The sequence below is a fragment of the Corallincola spongiicola genome (genome assembly GCF_004284785.1).
GTDB lineage: Bacteria > Pseudomonadota > Gammaproteobacteria > Enterobacterales > Neiellaceae > Corallincola > Corallincola holothuriorum.
On the sequence record NZ_SHLY01000006.1, the window covers coordinates 79,538 to 94,733 of the forward strand.

Sequence of the window (15,196 nt, forward strand, 5' to 3'; positions counted from 1 at the left end):
ATTCCGTTTAGCTTCGCTGATTACCTTGAACTGGTTGATTGGACGGGCAGGGCACAACGAAAAGACAAACGCGGCAGTATCCCGAAAGACACACCACCTATTCTGGAACGCTTAGGTTTAGATGCGGAGACCTTTATTGCTGCCATTCAAAAGCAAAACCTGTCGAGAGGCACAGTGATTGGCCATCCTGCCAGCAGAAAACGCTACGCACAAACTAATGCGAGAAGCCGAGTATATGGCCCAGCGCTAGCTCCGCCGACCGGCTAGGCCGAAACGCACCACTTTCATCAATGCATCACGCTTCATTCTCTCAGGGGAAGAATCTGGTGTGTCTTGCTTCCTGTGGTTCAGCTTCAAATCGTAAAACACCCCTAAAAAATAGTCAGTTAACAAGTATCAAGTCATATTTTTAGCTCAATGACTATTGAATTCTTAGTGCTCAAAGGTGATTCTTCATACGTAGTAAGGGATGGCTGTCCTAGGTGGCTCTTCTTGTGTGGCGAAGATAGATTTACCAACACGGACTACAGCCACCGTAAGGCTTGGGTGTTAGAGCGCTTAGCCCTGTTAGATGAAGTCTTTACCATCGAATTGTGTGCTTATGCGGTGATGTCTAATCACTACCATCTGGTGGTGCATCTCAACCCTAAAAAAGCCGAACAGCTTACTGACAGAGAAGTCTCTGAGCGCTGGGCCAAGTTGTTTACCTGGCCAATCATGGTCGGGCGTTACTTGGCGGGAAAACTCACTACGGATGCTGAAAAGCAGGTTGCCATCGACACCATTCAACAATGGCGTGAACGCCTTTCAGATATCTCTTGGTACATGCGTTGCCTGAACGAACATATCGCCCGAAAAGCCAATGAAGAAGACCAATGCAAGGGACGCTTCTGGGAAGGTAGATTCAAGTCTCAAGCCATTCTCGATGAAGCCGGATTACTGGCGTGTATGGCTTACGTGGATTTGAACCCGCTCAGAGCAGGTATCGTGGATACGCCTGAACAATCGGTTGATGTGTCTATTCATCAACGCTTGCAACAGTACCAACAAGGCAATGACAGCAATGAGAGGCAGACTCCGCCAGATCCCACCGATAAGGACAGCAGCGACACTCCTAAAACCCCGTTACTGCAAGCTTTCTTTGGCAATCACCACCAAGACAAGCCTGATGGCATTCCGTTTAGCTTCGCTGATTACCTTGAACTGGTTGATTGGACGGGCAGGGCACAACGAAAAGACAAACGCGGCAGTATCCCGAAAGACACACCACCTATTCTGGAACGCTTAGGTTTAGATGCGGAGACCTTTATTGCTGCCATTCAAAAGCAAAACCTGTCGAGAGGCACAGTGATTGGCCATCCTGCCAGCAGAAAACGCTACGCACAAACTAATGCGAGAAGCCGAGTATATGGCCCAGCGCTAGCTCCGCCGACCGGCTAGGCCGAAACGCACCACTTTCATCAATGCATCACGCTTCATTCTCTCAGGGGAAGAGGCTGGTGTGTCTTGCTTTTTGTGGTTCAGCTTGAAATCGTAAAACACCCCTAAAAAATAGTCAGTTAACAAGTCTCAAGTCATATTTTTAGCTCAATGACTATTGAACTCTGATTGCTTAAAGGTGATTCTTCACATGTAGTAAGCGATGGCTGTCCTAGGTGGCTCCGACCTTCATACGTAGTAAAAGATGGCTGTCCTAGATGGCTGCTGATTGCAGTACCAAGCAAAAAGAATAAATACCATGGAAGATAAAATCGATCCAAAAGAGCATAGTGTTACGCCATCACTGTTTAAAGAGTGGCGCTCCCCGCGCTTTGGGAATTCAAATCCCCAGAAAATTGAGTCTACTGTGTGGGAGTGGTTAGTGCGTTCAAAATTGTGTGGTTATTCATCGACACAGAAGATGGATGGCCCTTCTCCATTCGATGAAGGTCCAACATGGAGTTTTGACCGTTTTGGACAAACAAAAACTGAACTTCCCGATGGCCGCATCATTTACATAGGGGGAGAGCATGAAGATCATTATGATCCTGACTTCTATATCTATAACGATGTAATCGTCGAGCATCCAAATGGAGAGTTCGACTTCTATTGCTATCCAAAAACCGACTTTCCGCCGACAGATTTTCATACTGCAACATTAGTTAGCAACAAAATAGTGCTGATCGGTAGCCTTGGATATCCACAAGAAAGAGTAGAGGCTTCTACTCAGCTTTATCTACTTGATCTGGATGATTTTAAAATTAGTCCGATTAACAGTAGCGGTAAATCGCCCCGTTGGATTCACTGCCATGAAGCTACTCTCGATCCAAACCAAACTTTCATCACCATAACAAAGGGGTTGGTTGAAACTGGATTGGACTCGCCTCTGAGAGAAAACATCGATGACTGGAAGCTGGATATAGAAAGTTGGACTTGGCAAAGGCTGACTGATCGAAAATGGCCCCGCTGGGAGCTAACTAGAAAAGATAAAGCCAGAAACCATATTTATGATATTCGGCAAGCGCTATGGAGCCACGAAGTTAACTGGAAGGAACACCACGAAGAGGACATGGCGAGATTGGAGAAAGCCATGGGGTTCAGCGTTGACTTCAACCTGGTTAAGGCGCTTTACGATTTTGATTTTACTCATGAAAGCCTTGTTGAGGATGAAGAAGAACACAATGTTTATTGGATATACGTTGATGGTGTTCGAGTTCGATTTGTCGAAGAAAGATACTGTTTGAACGTCACAGTTGAAGGCTCGCTTAGTAACCAAACTCTAACCTCCATGAGAGAACAACTCATCTCGAGTCTTAATGAATTAGAAAGAGCAACATGGGTACTTAAAGAGTTAAAGGAAACCTAACCTATGGATCCAAAAACAACGGACTGATTAAAGCGATGCTTATTACGTTGTCCATTCTGTTCATCTACATCGTGCTGTTGGATCGCAACGTAGCTGAGGATTTTTTCACTCAGGTGAGCAACACTCATTAGAGGATGAGAACAGATTTATACGTCAGCAGCAGGATCTGCAAAGCGCTGAGTATCAGACTTACAACCTGAGATTTGACCAGTACCAAGATGAATTGGCGTATCAGGCATTCGCCAAAGATGGCAGGCAGTGACTAATCCTCTCTGCTCGTTTTGACACCGAATGGCCAACCTCTGTTGGAGTTCAGCAATCTTTGTCAGCATTTGGGTTCTATGTGGATCCATTAACGCCTTGTAACACGATCGCTTAAGGTGTTTGCTTAGCTTCTTTCTCTATGAGGTCGAACCTTGCAAGCACTGTCGCTAACCGCTTCAGGGGCGTTCTCGCCTCGCTGTGGTCTCGTTAATAACCGCGCTAGCCCCGTTCGCACGGCACCACCACCCCTGACAACCTCTCCGCAAACCCATATGATGATTGGCTTACCGCATTACTGAGTATCATCATGTTTTCCTGGCTTTGGCAGTTTGTTAAGTTCTATAAAACCCGTTTGGCGATCGCCATTGTCGCCTTGGTTTTTACCTCGGCGTTGACTCTGTCTTTAGGGCAGGGCATTCGTTTGATGATTGATAATGGCTTTGGTGCTGAATCCTATGACGGTCTGGCGTCAGCGTTACAAGTCACTTTGCTGATTATTGTGGGCCTGGCCATTGGCGCTTATTTCCGATTTTTTATGGTGTCCTGGATCGGTGAGCGGGTGGTCGCGGATATTCGTCGCCAGTTGTATGGCCGTTTACTGAAACTGCCGCCGAGCTTTTTTGAAGATAATCTGGCGGGTGAAATTCAAAGCCGTGTCACTACTGATACCACCCTGCTGCAAACCGTGATTGGTTCCTCTTTCTCGTTTGCGCTGAGAAACACGCTCACTTTCTTGGGCGGCATCACCCTGATGTTTATCAGTAACGTTAAGCTCAGTCTGGTGGTGTTGGCGGTGGTGCCGTTTATTGTGTTCCCACTGATTGTGATTGGTCGCAAGGTAAAGCGTTTATCTAAAGACAGCCAAGACAAGGTAGCCACGGTAGGCGCTTGGGCCGGTGAAAGCTTGCAGCATATTAAGGTGGTGCAGGCATTTACCCGCGAAGCGTTAGTTAGCCAGCAATTTGCTGATGGTGCAGAAGGTGCCTTTCAAACGGCGTTACATCGTATTCGCTATCGCGCGTTTTTGATTGCCTTGGTAATGATTATGGTGATGGGGGCTGTCACTGTGATGTTGTATATCGGTGGTACCGATGTGCTGGCGGGAAATCTGTCTGCCGGTGATCTTTCGGCCTTTGTGTTTTACGCCATTATGGTGGCCGGTTCGCTTGCCGCTGTGACCGAAGTTTATGGTGATGTGCAGCGTGCCGCCGGTGCTGCCGAACGCATACGTGAATTGATCGCGACCGAGCCGGATATTCAAACCCCTGCACAGACTCAGCAAGTGGACTTCGCCAAACCTGGGCCGTTGATTTCCATTCACGATTTGGCCTTTAGCTACCCATCGCGCCCAGATCAAAAAGCGTTGGATGCTTTTAATTTAGATATTCAGCAGGGTGAGCGTATCGCTTTGGTGGGGCCGTCAGGCTCGGGTAAGTCGACACTGTTTGATTTGCTGCTGCGGTTTCGTGATCCGCAAGTCGGCGGTATCAAGATTCAGGGTACAGACATCAGAGATATGGATCTGGAAAGTCTAAGGGATCTGTATGCGTTGGTGCCTCAGCAGCCGGTGCTGTTTAGCGCCAATGTGGTGGATAATATTCGGTTTGGGAAACCGGACGCCTCACAACAAGAGGTAGAAGCGGCAGCGAAAGCCGCCCATGCCCACGATTTTATTTTGGAGCTGCCTGACGGCTATTACAGCTTTTTGGGTGAGCAGGGCGTGAAACTGTCCGGTGGGCAAAAGCAGCGTTTGGCCATTGCCCGCGCTATTTTGGCCGATCCTAAGATCTTGTTGTTGGATGAAGCCACCAGTGCGTTAGATGCTCAGTCAGAGCATCTGGTTCAGCAAGCGTTGGATGAGTTAATGAAAGAGCGTACTACGCTGATTATTGCCCATCGATTGGCGACTGTGGCCCATGTCGACCGCATTGCGGTGTTGGAGCATGGCAAGCTGGTGGATGTGGGCAGTCATGACAGCTTATTGCAAAGCTCGCCTTTGTATAAACGTTTGGCGGAGTTGCAGTTTAGATCTCATGAAACGGTGAAAAGCGCGATTTGACCCCACAACATGATGTTTGAGTGTCGTGGCGGTCATCTCTCTCCGTTTCATGCTTTTCGTTTCACGTTTTAGCATGTGAATGATTTAAAAAATTAAAACTATATAATCAGTTGGATTATTTTCTTTTTTGCGCATATTGATATTAAGGGCTTTTAAATGGAGTTAATAGATACATACATATCTAAGTTTGAAGAATGCTTGAAAATTGTTGACTATGGTTCATCCGAAAAGAAGAGAGACACAGCATTCTTAATGACATTAACTATGGTTAATGCGAGTGGGCTAACTCGGGAGAAAAGAAATGCGATATTATTTGATTTGGCATATTACGCTGTAATAAAAAAAGAAATAATAACAAACCTAAAGGATGAGGTGTCGGCAAATACATCTTTATCAATAAACTACTCACCTTTTGAAGGCGTGATGGTTTTTCTAAGCTCTGAATCCTACCTAAATATAGATACCATCAGCTATATATATAATGAATTGAGTTCGGAATATAAGAAATATAGTGGTGGATCCTGCATGAACGATTGTGTACACAATGTTGCATTCTATGGGTTTAATTGCGCAACATTAGACAATTGCCTTAATGCAGCAAAAAAAGCCAGAAAAAAGTAGTTTTGATGGCCAATCTTATCTGTTTAATTCATTGGTCTTTTTAGTGTACAGTCATAAAAATACCAGCGACTAACTCTTCACTTTTCTCCTCGCGGGTACAGGTGCCACGGTAAGGCGAGCCGCAGGATATTATCTGTGGTTTAGGTGTTAAATTTTAGGGAATAGCATGCGTGTAGTTTTTATTCTGTTATTTGTATTGCATTTAAGTGGTTGCGTAGGGTTAGCGGTTGGCAGTTATGGAACTTTCGAAAATAAGAAAGAAGACTTTACGGTCTCCTCTGAACGTAACAAATTTGATTTTGGTGCACGTAAACAAGCGTACACCCAAGAGCAACTCATTGAGTTGTGGGGTAATCCTGATGATAGCTACACCGAAGGAAAATGCACTGTCCTGTCATACCATGATGGATATAACTGGTCTGGTGTGGGTGCTTTTGTATTTATTATCCCTATCCCGTTAGCCGTACCGAGCGGAAATAACGAAACCAAACTCTATTTCATTAACAATCAAAGTGTTGCAGCAACCACTGAGTATGGTGAAGTCATTGGAATGTTTGGCTACATGTGTGGCAGTAACGAGTGCGGTTTCAACGCTGGCCCCGTTGATTCTGATAAGGCGCGTAAAGTCTCCGTTGATTGGTGCAGTTAAGATCGAACATGCACAGGCGTTATTAGGTAAGGCGATGTTGAAATTACGTCATTTCGAAAATCAGGATCTAGAACTGCTTGTCGAGTACCTAAACTGCGATGACGTAGTGAGATACCTCAGCACTGTCATTCCTCAGCCATACACAGATGCTGATGCGAAGTGGTGGATTTGCGAAGGCAGCAAAGCTGACTTTGTTCGGGCTATTGAAGTTAATGGTGTTCTGGCTGGCTGTATTGGCGCACATCGAAAACAAGCTGAGTTCAGTAAGTCAGCTGAAGTTGGTTATTGGCTGGCTAAGCCCTTTTGGGGGCAAGGCTTTGCTACTGAGGCATTGAATCTGTTGGCTCGCGAAGTCAGCGAAACTACTGATATCGTTCGTTTACAGGCAATGGTGTTTGAGGGGAATGCCGCGTCACTGGCAGTACTTAAGAAATCAGGGTTTACTGCAGAGGGCTATCTTCAAAAAGCTGTCTACAAGAACCGTCGTTTTTACAATGCGCACCTGCTTGGCAAAGTTGTCTCATAACGAGCTAAGTCATCAATCTATCTATTTAAAAGCCAGGCGCGTAGGAATAGCAGATGAACGCGGTCTGAATGTTATTTTTGCCGTTTATCTTACTTAGTTGCCTCGCTGTTTTGTATTGATGTTTGGCTATTGGGCGTAAGTGCTCGGTATGACGTTCGCCCCTGAAAATTAGGCTAGTCTAATTAGACGACTCGAAAGATAGCGCAAGCTTGTTGGCGTTTGGTCGTTGAGTGATTAGGCCAACGTGCTATCAGCGACCGCTGCTGGGAGAGAATGATGAAAGGCCATTTATACCGTTTCACCATTGAGCACATAGAAGACAAGCAAGGTAACTCGCTTGCGTTAAGCCCGTTAACCTTTGAGGCAAGAAATCACGACGATATTTTGAATATCGTTGAAGTGATGAAGGGCAAAATGGCCCTTGATGAAACAGATGCCACGGCATTTGCGGTCGGATTAAAGCTATTTGGCGAGGTGATGCTAAAAAATAGTAAAAATGAACTGTTCAAACAGTTCCGGCCTCACCTTAATAACTTTATGAAAGAGCTGAAAAAAACATAACAGCGCTGTTTGCCAATTGAGCCGCTTAGCTATGCTGTTGCGCTAAAATAGCTTGCTGATTATTACCGCAGCAAAGGCGAACGATCTGGTGACCAAAAGCAGGTAGAGGCCATGCCAGCCTACACTGATGGAACACTGCTTTTTTGTGCTCTCTGACTTACGTTGTTATCAACATTCCACACTAAAACCGAGCTGAATTAGGGGGGCGTTCGACTAAAGTCTAATCCTCTATTCCTGCCTACTACGACCAAAGTCCAATACCGCAATCCTTGCTGCACGCCTAACTTTTGTTGCTATCAACGCGATAACTCCGAATTAACACAGGGAGCCGGGTATGGCAGATAAGCAGAATATGGCGCTGGTACACCCCAGCCAAGAGATCCTCGACAACGCGCTCGTTAAGAACTACGACGAGCTGTATCAGTACTCGATTGAAAACCGCGAAGCCTTCTGGGCTGAGCAGGCTGAAACATTGCGTTGGATCAAGCCGTGGGACAAGGTGTTAGATAATAGTAACAAACCTTTTTACAAATGGTTTACAGGTGGCGAAATCAATATTGTTGATAACGCCATCGACCGTCACTTGACGGGTGAAACGCGGAATAAACTGGCGATTATTTGGGAGAGCGAAGCGGGGCAAGTTCGTTCTTTTTCTTACTATGCGTTGAATCGTGAAGTGAGCCAGTTTGCCAACGTGCTGAAAAGCATGGGGGTACAGAAGGGCGATATCGTCACTATCTACATGCCGCAGATCCCTGAATTGGTTTTTGCCATGCTGGCCTGCGCCAAGATAGGTGCGGCGCATTCAGTGGTGTATGGCGGTTTTAGTTATGAAGCGCTGGCGGCGCGGATCGAAGACGCAGAGAGCCGGGTGCTGATCACGGCTGATGGTGGTTTCCGTCGAGGTAAACCGATTGATCTAAAAGCGATCGCCAATGAAGCGATGAAGCGTTCGCCGACAATCGAAGTGTGTATCACGGTACGTAATAACGGTATTGACGCCGAGATGGAGTCGGAGCGGGATTTTTGGTACCACGATTTGCAAAGTTTGCCGATTGCGTCGCCCAAGTGTCCGACTGAGCCGATGGATGCCGAAGATCCGCTGTTTATTCTCTATACCTCTGGCACCACGGGCAAACCAAAAGGGATGTTACATACCCATGGTGGGTATGCCGTTTATACGGCGACAACACACCGGATGATGTTTGATATCAAGCCTGGTGATCGCTACTGGTGTGCGGCTGATCCCGGGTGGATCACTGGCCATAGCTATATCGTGTATGCGCCACTAATTAATGGCGCCACGGTGATGATGTATGAGGGGGCACCGAACTATCCCTACCCGAATCGCTGGTGGCAGATGGTGGAGAAATACGGCATCAATATTCTCTACACATCACCAACGGCACTGCGTGGACTGATGCGCTTTGGTGACCGCTGGCCGCAGCGTCATGACTTGTCCAGTTTGCGTTTATTGGGCTCGGTGGGTGAGCCGATTAACCCGGAAGCGTGGCGTTGGTATCACGAGGTAATTGGTGGCGGTCGTTGCCCGATCATTGATACCTGGTGGCAGACCGAAACCGGTGGCGCGATGATCTGCCCGCTGCCTATCACGCCACTGAAACCCGGATCGGCCACTAAGCCTTTCTTCGGCAATGAGATTGGGATTGTTGATGATGAGGGTAACGAGGTACCTGCTGGGGAAGAGGGCAAGCTAGTGATTAAGAACCCGTGGCCGGGGATGGCGCGCACTATCTATAAGGATGATGCCCGCTATGCCGAGCTGTATTGGGGCGATTACGGCGATAAGGATTACTACAAAGCAGGGGATTCCGCCAAGGTCGATGAGGATGGCTATCTCTGGATCATCGGCCGCATGGATGAGGTGATTAAGGTATCAGGCTATCGCTTAGGTACGGCGGAAATCGAGAGTGCGTTGGTCAGTCATCACAGTGTTTCTGAGGCCGCAGCTATCGGTTTACCCCATGAGATCAAAGGTAATGTGATCCATACCTATGTGATCTTGAAAGAGGGCGTGACGGCAGACAAGCCGCTTGCGCAAGAGTTAAAGGAGCATGTCGCTTCTGAGATTGGCCGAATAGCCATGCCGGAAGAGGTGAGCTTTGTTGAGGCGCTACCCAAAACCCGTTCAGGCAAGATCATGCGTCGTGTTTTAAGGGCGCGGGCGCTGGGGCAGGATGAGGGTGACTTGAGCACCTTAGAAGAGTGAGTTTCAGCCGTGGGCGATGACCACGGCTTTTTATTATAAGAAAAGAAGCACTTACATGCTGGTTGAACAGGTGGTCCAGCCAGCAATATGACGAAATAGAAAGGAGCATATAATGAAAAATTCGTCTCTAGCCACAGCGGTGGCAATTGCCTTGTTAAGTGGCTCTGCCAGCGCGGCAGTCAAGCTGCAAACGCTCGGTGATGCGCTGGACCAAACTGAGTTTTCATTTGGTGGTTACATCAAACTGGATTCGTTCTGGAGTGATTATAGCGACGGCAAGTTGTCGTCAAACAGCATTGGTCGTCAGTTTTATGTGGCGTCGACTATTCCTGTTTGTACTGATCCAAATGGTTGTGATGACGGTGACACCACCATGGACGCACATGCCAGAACCACCCGCTTTAATTTCAGTACTGCGACTAAAGTAGATGAGCACACCATTAAGACCTTCCTGGAGATGGACTTCATGGCGACGCCTGGCGGTAACGAGCGGGTTTCCAGCAGCTATGAGCCACGTATACGTCACGCATTTTTCACCTATGATAATTGGTTATTTGGTCAGACTTGGACCACCTTCCAAAATACGGCGGTACTGCCGGAAGCGGTTGATTTCTTAGGGGTGTCAGAGAGTACCGTGTTCGCCCGTCAAGCGATGGTGCGTTACACCATGGATAACTGGCAGTTCTCGTTGGAAAACCCAGAAACCACCTATACACCTTATGCTGGTGGCTCAGATCAACCAGGTGGCGGTCGAATTGATAGCGACGATAGCATGCTGCCTGACGCTATCGTGCGTTATAACATGAGCACCGATTATGGCAGTTACTCGCTGTCTGGTTTAGTTCGCCAATTGAAATACGATACTGACGGGCAAGACGATACTGATGTCAGCTATGGGCTCTCGTTTGCCGGTAAAGTGCCATTGGGTAAGGATGATATTCGTTTCATGCTGACCGGTGGCGCTGGGTTAGGACGCTATGTGGGTTTGAACTTTATCAACGGTGGTTCGATTGATGACAGTGGTAATCTGGAGGCGATTGACAGTGTTGCAGGTTTTGTCTCCTACCGTCATTGGTGGAACGATCAGTGGCGCTCCAATTTCTACGGTGGTGCCATCTCGGCAGACAACGATGAGGACAATACCGGCATGTACGCGAATAAGTCGTCATACAGCGCCCATGCTAACTTGATGTACTCACCTGTGCCAAAACTCACCTTTGGCCTAGAGCTTATGTACGCCGAGCGTGAACTGGAATCCGGTGATAAGGGTGACATGACCCGCCTGCAATTTGGCGCTAAGTACGCGCTCTAAATGAGCTAACTATCTCTTAGTTGTATCAAAGCGATACCAAGCCCTGTGCTTCGTATCGCTTTTTCTTAGGCCAATTTTTGAGCCGTATTCACGTTTTCTTATATTGTTTAATTTAGACTATGTGTCATGAAGTACAGAACTACCCAGAGCGCTGTTATAGCAAGGCAAGCAGCTAAAGGCTTTACCTTGATAGAGTTGGTCGTGGTGATCATTATCCTCGGCGTACTCGCTGTGGTGGCACTGCCTAAATTTATCAATTTCTCTACCGACGCACGTATCGAAGTGCTGCGTCAGGTGAAAGTGGCAACCGAAACTGCCAACGATTTCGTGAATTTTAAGTCCAAAATGCCTAGCTTTGGTTCGGTGGATTCATCTTCTGATGGGCGCATTACGGATGTCGATATTAATGGCGACGGTAGTTACGATCTGCGCTTGATCTGGCGCTATCTGGATAATGAAGATCTCGCCGAGATGGTCGATTTTTCTGATGAATTGTTATTGATGTGTCAGGGCACTTGTAAGAACGGCTCCGGAGTCAATTTGCCGGGCTCTGCTAACTCTTATCTCGGCTTTGATCTGGATAGTAACAATGACGTACGTGATGACAACTGTTACTTCCAATACACTCAGGCGGCATCAGATGGTGCACTGCCGCAATACCAATTAATTACGGCAGGCTGTTAGCGGCGACTCGTTGCGAGAGTTCATTGTAGCGGCTCTCTGCAACCGATTTTCGAATTGAATATAGCCTGTTAAATACCATCGATGGTGTCTGTTGGCATAGCCTCTATTACGAGCTTTTTATCTAGTTTTAGCCACTCTTTAACCTCCTGTTCTAAGCGCTCTTCTAACAACGGATGTTCCGTTAACCAAAGGCCATCAAAGCTTAGATACAAAGTGTCATCCTTGGCGTGGATCTGCGGTGTGGATAGATCGTCGCTACGATGCAGATGAAGCAGCGTGGATAGCCGCAAAATGAGCACCAGCTTAAGCACATCGTCCTGTTCAAATAGGGTAAATATTGGCAGTTCATCCGAGAGCTTTTTCCTGTGTTTTAACACTAGGTTCGCGAGTAACTGCTGCTCTTCGGCATTAAATCCGGGTAGCTCGGTGTGTTCCAAAATATAAGCACCGTGACGGTGGAAGCCTTTAAAGTGAATAGAGATGCCTATCTCATGCAGCAGAGCCGCCCAGTTAAGCAGCGGCTTGAGCTTTTTCCCATTCAGTTGCCAATCGCTCTTTAGTGCTTGATAGAGGGTGACAGCGGTTGTTTGCACGCGCACGGCTTGTGCTTGGTCTACTTGATAGCGCTCTATTAGACTCATTGCCGTACGCTCACGAATGTCGTGATGGCGCATTCGCTCTTCCATCTCATAGACTAAGCCTTCGCGCAGTGCGGCTTCAGAAAACTGCATGGCGTCAATGCTAAGCTCGTGAAACAGTGCGATCAGGATCGCCAGGCCACTGGGCAGTACATTGGCTCGTTCGCTGGCTATTTCTGTAAACGTCTTTAGATCCACCTTGCCATCGTCACAAAACTTTTGTTTCAGTTTCTGCAGGCTTGCATCAGAGATGTTTGCGCTGTCTAACGTCATGACTTCCAGACAATAGGCGATCGCTTTAATCGTGCCGGAACAACCCAAAGCCTGCTTCCAGGATACTTTTTTGTAGCTGCTGGCGATGGGGGCGATAAGTCTGCCTGCGGCGAATTCTGCTTGTTTGAACTGTTTGTTGGTGATTTTGCTGGCATCGAAAAATCGCTCGCTAAAGGTGACACAGCCGATATCCAGACTATTGAGCTTTAATGGAGTAAAGCCTTGACCAATAATGCATTCGGTACTGCCTCCGCCTATGTCAACGACTAGCCGGTGCTCTTTACCCGGTTGGGTATGTGCCACGCCTTGATAGATCAGGCGCGCTTCTTCTGAGCCTGAGATAACTTCTATGGGGCAGGGCAGCAGAGCGCGTGCCTGGCGGAGAAACTCTCGTCGATTGCCTGCTTTGCGCAGCGTATAGGTGGCGACGATACGAATATCATCCGCAGCGATATCTTTGAGCCGCTCGCTAAACTGTTTGAGCGTATCTAGCCCTCGAACGATCGCCTCATCACTTAACTGGTCATTATCATCCAAGCCTTGTGCAAGCTGCACGCGTACCTTCTCTTTGCCAAGGATCTGAAAGTGGCCGCTAATAAAACGGCCGATCAATAGGTGAAAACTGTTGGAGCCTAAGTCAATGGCGGCGATCGGCGCTGGCTCTGTTTCATCATTCATTATCTGCTTTTCGCTCTGCTTTTAAATTCGGTTCTATGGATGGAGATCTCACCCTCATATTGGAAAGACAATAGTCGATCACTGTGGTTATCGCCTTGGTTATTCGCTTAATAATTGCTGGTGCTGGTGCTGGTGCTGGTGCTGGTGCTGTTGGTCATCAGTCGCGGTGCTCAGTGCTATTTTCCTTTATCAGAGATAAATAAGTATTTGGCATATGCCAGATACTACGCTATAAATAGCATATGCTATTTAGGAGGCGTTATGCCTAGACCCAGAATTCCTCGTGCCGTATGCGGTTACCCCGCTAACAGCTGCTTTAAGCCAAACGGTGTGCCTATGGCACAGCTCGAACAGATCACTCTCGCGTCTGATGAATATGAAGCGTTACGTTTAGTGGATCTGGAAGGGATGCAGCAACAGCAAGCTGCGGTACAGATGGAAGTATCGCGCCAAACTCTGGCCAATATTCTTAAATCTGCTCGTTTCAAAGTGGTGGATTGTCTGACTCAGGGTAAAGCGCTAATGATGCAAGCTAGTGATGATTAGGAGTACTTATGATTACCGCAATACCTATGGATAGTGACACCGTTGCTTCTCATTTTAGTAAGGCCACCAGTTTTGTCTTTTTCAACGAAGAGGGCAAAGCGATCGGCAGCAAACAAAATCCAGCCCTGAGAGCTAACTGCCAGGGCAAAGCTAAGCTGCTGCATATGCTGGCTGAATATCGTGTTGAGCGACTCGTGGTGCGCAATATCGGTGAGAAGATGTTGCAACGTTTGTTGTCGTTATCTTTCTCCGTATTTCATTTAAGCAGTGGGCGCGTTGATCTATCTGAAGTGGTTAAACGGAATAGCCCATTAACGCCACTAACTCATTTTTCCCAAGGGCGTCCTTCGATAAATGCCCATGGCAAAAATAAAGAGGGGCATCAGTGCTGCGGCCATAAGCACGATGAACAGGACGTAACAACAGAATCCTGTTGTCAGGAAAACGCCGAGGCCGAGCAGTGCGGTTGTGGTAGCCACGGGCATCACCAAGGCAAAGGGAAGGGTAAAGGATGTGGTCATGGCCACAGTCATGAGCACCGTCACGATCATAGCCACGGGCATGGTGATGGCAAAGGCTGCAAAGGCGGGCGGAACAAAGGGGCTGGCAAATGCTGCCATTCTTGATCCGTTGGCTACCTCAGATGTTACTGAGTCTGGTTGTCGTCGGTGCCAGCATGGCGCTACTTTGGTGGCGTTTGGCGAGCATCAAGCAACGCTCGTTAGCTGGTGCTGAGCAAAGTGATATCGCGTCAGCTGGGCGTGGTGCTGCATCGAGTAACGCCCTCTGTGGCTGCCAGCAGCGCTGCAGTGATCATCTTTATCAGATAAGTGAGCCGACGGATGTCTGAGTTAGTGCCAGCGGTTGCGGCGGCCAACCATCAGTCGTTAGCCGCTTCTCACCAGCATTGTATTGCTTGCGGTGATCCACAAATGAACCCGCTGACGCTCGGTTTGGGGTTCTCTACCACGTCAGCATCGAGCGTTGCTGCAGATTGTCGGATCACTGCAGCGTGGCAAGGCTATTCGGGGATCATGCATGGTGGCGTGATCTCCACGCTGTTGGATGCTGCAATGACCCACTGTCTGTTTCATCACGGGGTAAAAGCACTGACGGCAGAGCTGAACGTGAAGTTTGTGCGGCCCGTGGCTGTCGGTTTACAACTGCGTGTTTCAGCGGCGCTGGTTAAACAGCGCAGAGGCGTGTTCTGGCTTAATGCTGAGCTGGCTGACTCATCTGCTATCTACGCAACCGCTGCTGCGAAATTTGTGCGTGCGGAGTGCTAGCTGCATCAGCCTGCAAGCTCAAAG

Annotated in this window: 15 protein-coding genes and 1 pseudogene; 15 read left to right on the top strand and 1 reads right to left on the bottom strand. The window is 47.9% G+C overall.

Going from position 1 to position 15,196, the window contains the following annotated elements:
• From EXY25_RS18825 to EXY25_RS18970, 11 genes and pseudogenes are all read left to right on the top strand, one after another.
• Positions 1-267, top strand: a pseudogene (locus tag EXY25_RS18825) (hypothetical protein); the annotation flags it as partial.
• A 225-nt stretch (positions 268-492) separates the two neighbouring features.
• Positions 493-1,440: a transposase gene (locus EXY25_RS15145; protein ID WP_130567463.1), complete on the top strand. Its 948-nt coding sequence runs from the start codon at positions 493-495 to the stop codon at positions 1,438-1,440.
• A gap of 298 nt (positions 1,441-1,738) precedes the next feature.
• Positions 1,739-2,845, top strand: a complete 1,107-nt coding sequence (locus tag EXY25_RS15150) for a hypothetical protein (protein WP_114338852.1) — start codon at positions 1,739-1,741, stop codon at positions 2,843-2,845.
• Positions 2,846-3,416: 571 nt separating this feature from the next.
• The gene (locus tag EXY25_RS15155; RefSeq protein WP_130567465.1) at positions 3,417-5,168 is read left to right on the top strand and encodes an ABC transporter transmembrane domain-containing protein; all 1,752 of its coding nucleotides are present in this window, start codon (positions 3,417-3,419) and stop codon (positions 5,166-5,168) included.
• A 156-nt stretch (positions 5,169-5,324) separates the two neighbouring features.
• Positions 5,325-5,789, top strand: a complete 465-nt coding sequence (locus tag EXY25_RS15160) for a hypothetical protein (RefSeq protein WP_130567466.1) — start codon at positions 5,325-5,327, stop codon at positions 5,787-5,789.
• Positions 5,790-5,955: 166 nt separating this feature from the next.
• A complete protein-coding gene (locus EXY25_RS15165; protein ID WP_114338855.1) occupies positions 5,956-6,438 on the top strand; it encodes a hypothetical protein in 483 nt (160 codons plus the stop codon).
• Positions 6,422-6,964 (top strand): GNAT family N-acetyltransferase, encoded by a 543-nt coding sequence (locus EXY25_RS15170; RefSeq protein WP_233496498.1) that lies wholly within the window; start codon positions 6,422-6,424, stop codon positions 6,962-6,964. The genes EXY25_RS15165 and EXY25_RS15170 overlap by 17 nt, the downstream gene beginning before the upstream one ends.
• A gap of 276 nt (positions 6,965-7,240) precedes the next feature.
• Complete coding sequence (locus EXY25_RS15175; RefSeq protein WP_114338856.1) at positions 7,241-7,525, top strand: DUF3861 domain-containing protein; 285 nt, start codon at positions 7,241-7,243, stop codon at positions 7,523-7,525.
• 334 nt (positions 7,526-7,859) lie between these two features.
• The gene (gene acs / locus EXY25_RS15180; protein ID WP_114338857.1) at positions 7,860-9,755 is read left to right on the top strand and encodes an acetate--CoA ligase; all 1,896 of its coding nucleotides are present in this window, start codon (positions 7,860-7,862) and stop codon (positions 9,753-9,755) included.
• 112 nt (positions 9,756-9,867) lie between these two features.
• Positions 9,868-11,067, top strand: a complete 1,200-nt coding sequence (locus EXY25_RS15185) for a DcaP family trimeric outer membrane transporter (RefSeq protein WP_130567468.1) — start codon at positions 9,868-9,870, stop codon at positions 11,065-11,067.
• 126 nt (positions 11,068-11,193) lie between these two features.
• Positions 11,194-11,751, top strand: a complete 558-nt coding sequence (locus tag EXY25_RS18970; protein WP_130567470.1) for a type II secretion system protein — start codon at positions 11,194-11,196, stop codon at positions 11,749-11,751.
• A 68-nt stretch (positions 11,752-11,819) separates the two neighbouring features.
• Here the strand turns inward: EXY25_RS18970 and ppx are convergent, their stop codons facing one another.
• A complete protein-coding gene (ppx, locus tag EXY25_RS15195) occupies positions 11,820-13,340 on the bottom strand; it encodes an exopolyphosphatase (protein WP_130567471.1) in 1,521 nt (506 codons plus the stop codon).
• A gap of 261 nt (positions 13,341-13,601) precedes the next feature.
• Between ppx and EXY25_RS15200 the strand changes: the two genes are divergently transcribed.
• From EXY25_RS15200 to EXY25_RS15215, 4 genes are read left to right on the top strand one after another with little or no spacing between them, the layout of a single operon-like run.
• Positions 13,602-13,886 carry a DUF134 domain-containing protein gene (locus tag EXY25_RS15200; protein ID WP_114338861.1) on the top strand — a complete coding sequence of 95 codons (285 nt, stop codon included), beginning with the start codon at positions 13,602-13,604 and terminating at the stop codon, positions 13,884-13,886.
• Between the two features lie 8 nt (positions 13,887-13,894).
• Positions 13,895-14,512 carry a NifB/NifX family molybdenum-iron cluster-binding protein gene (locus tag EXY25_RS15205; protein WP_130567473.1) on the top strand — a complete coding sequence of 206 codons (618 nt, stop codon included), beginning with the start codon at positions 13,895-13,897 and terminating at the stop codon, positions 14,510-14,512.
• Positions 14,497-14,736, top strand: a complete 240-nt coding sequence (locus EXY25_RS15210; protein ID WP_130567475.1) for a hypothetical protein — start codon at positions 14,497-14,499, stop codon at positions 14,734-14,736. The genes EXY25_RS15205 and EXY25_RS15210 overlap by 16 nt, the downstream gene beginning before the upstream one ends.
• Entirely contained in the window at positions 14,729-15,172 is a 444-nt protein-coding gene (locus EXY25_RS15215; RefSeq protein ID WP_207232182.1) for a PaaI family thioesterase, read from the top strand. Before EXY25_RS15210 ends, EXY25_RS15215 begins: the two co-directional genes overlap by 8 nt.
• Positions 15,173-15,196: the final 24 nt, after the last annotated feature.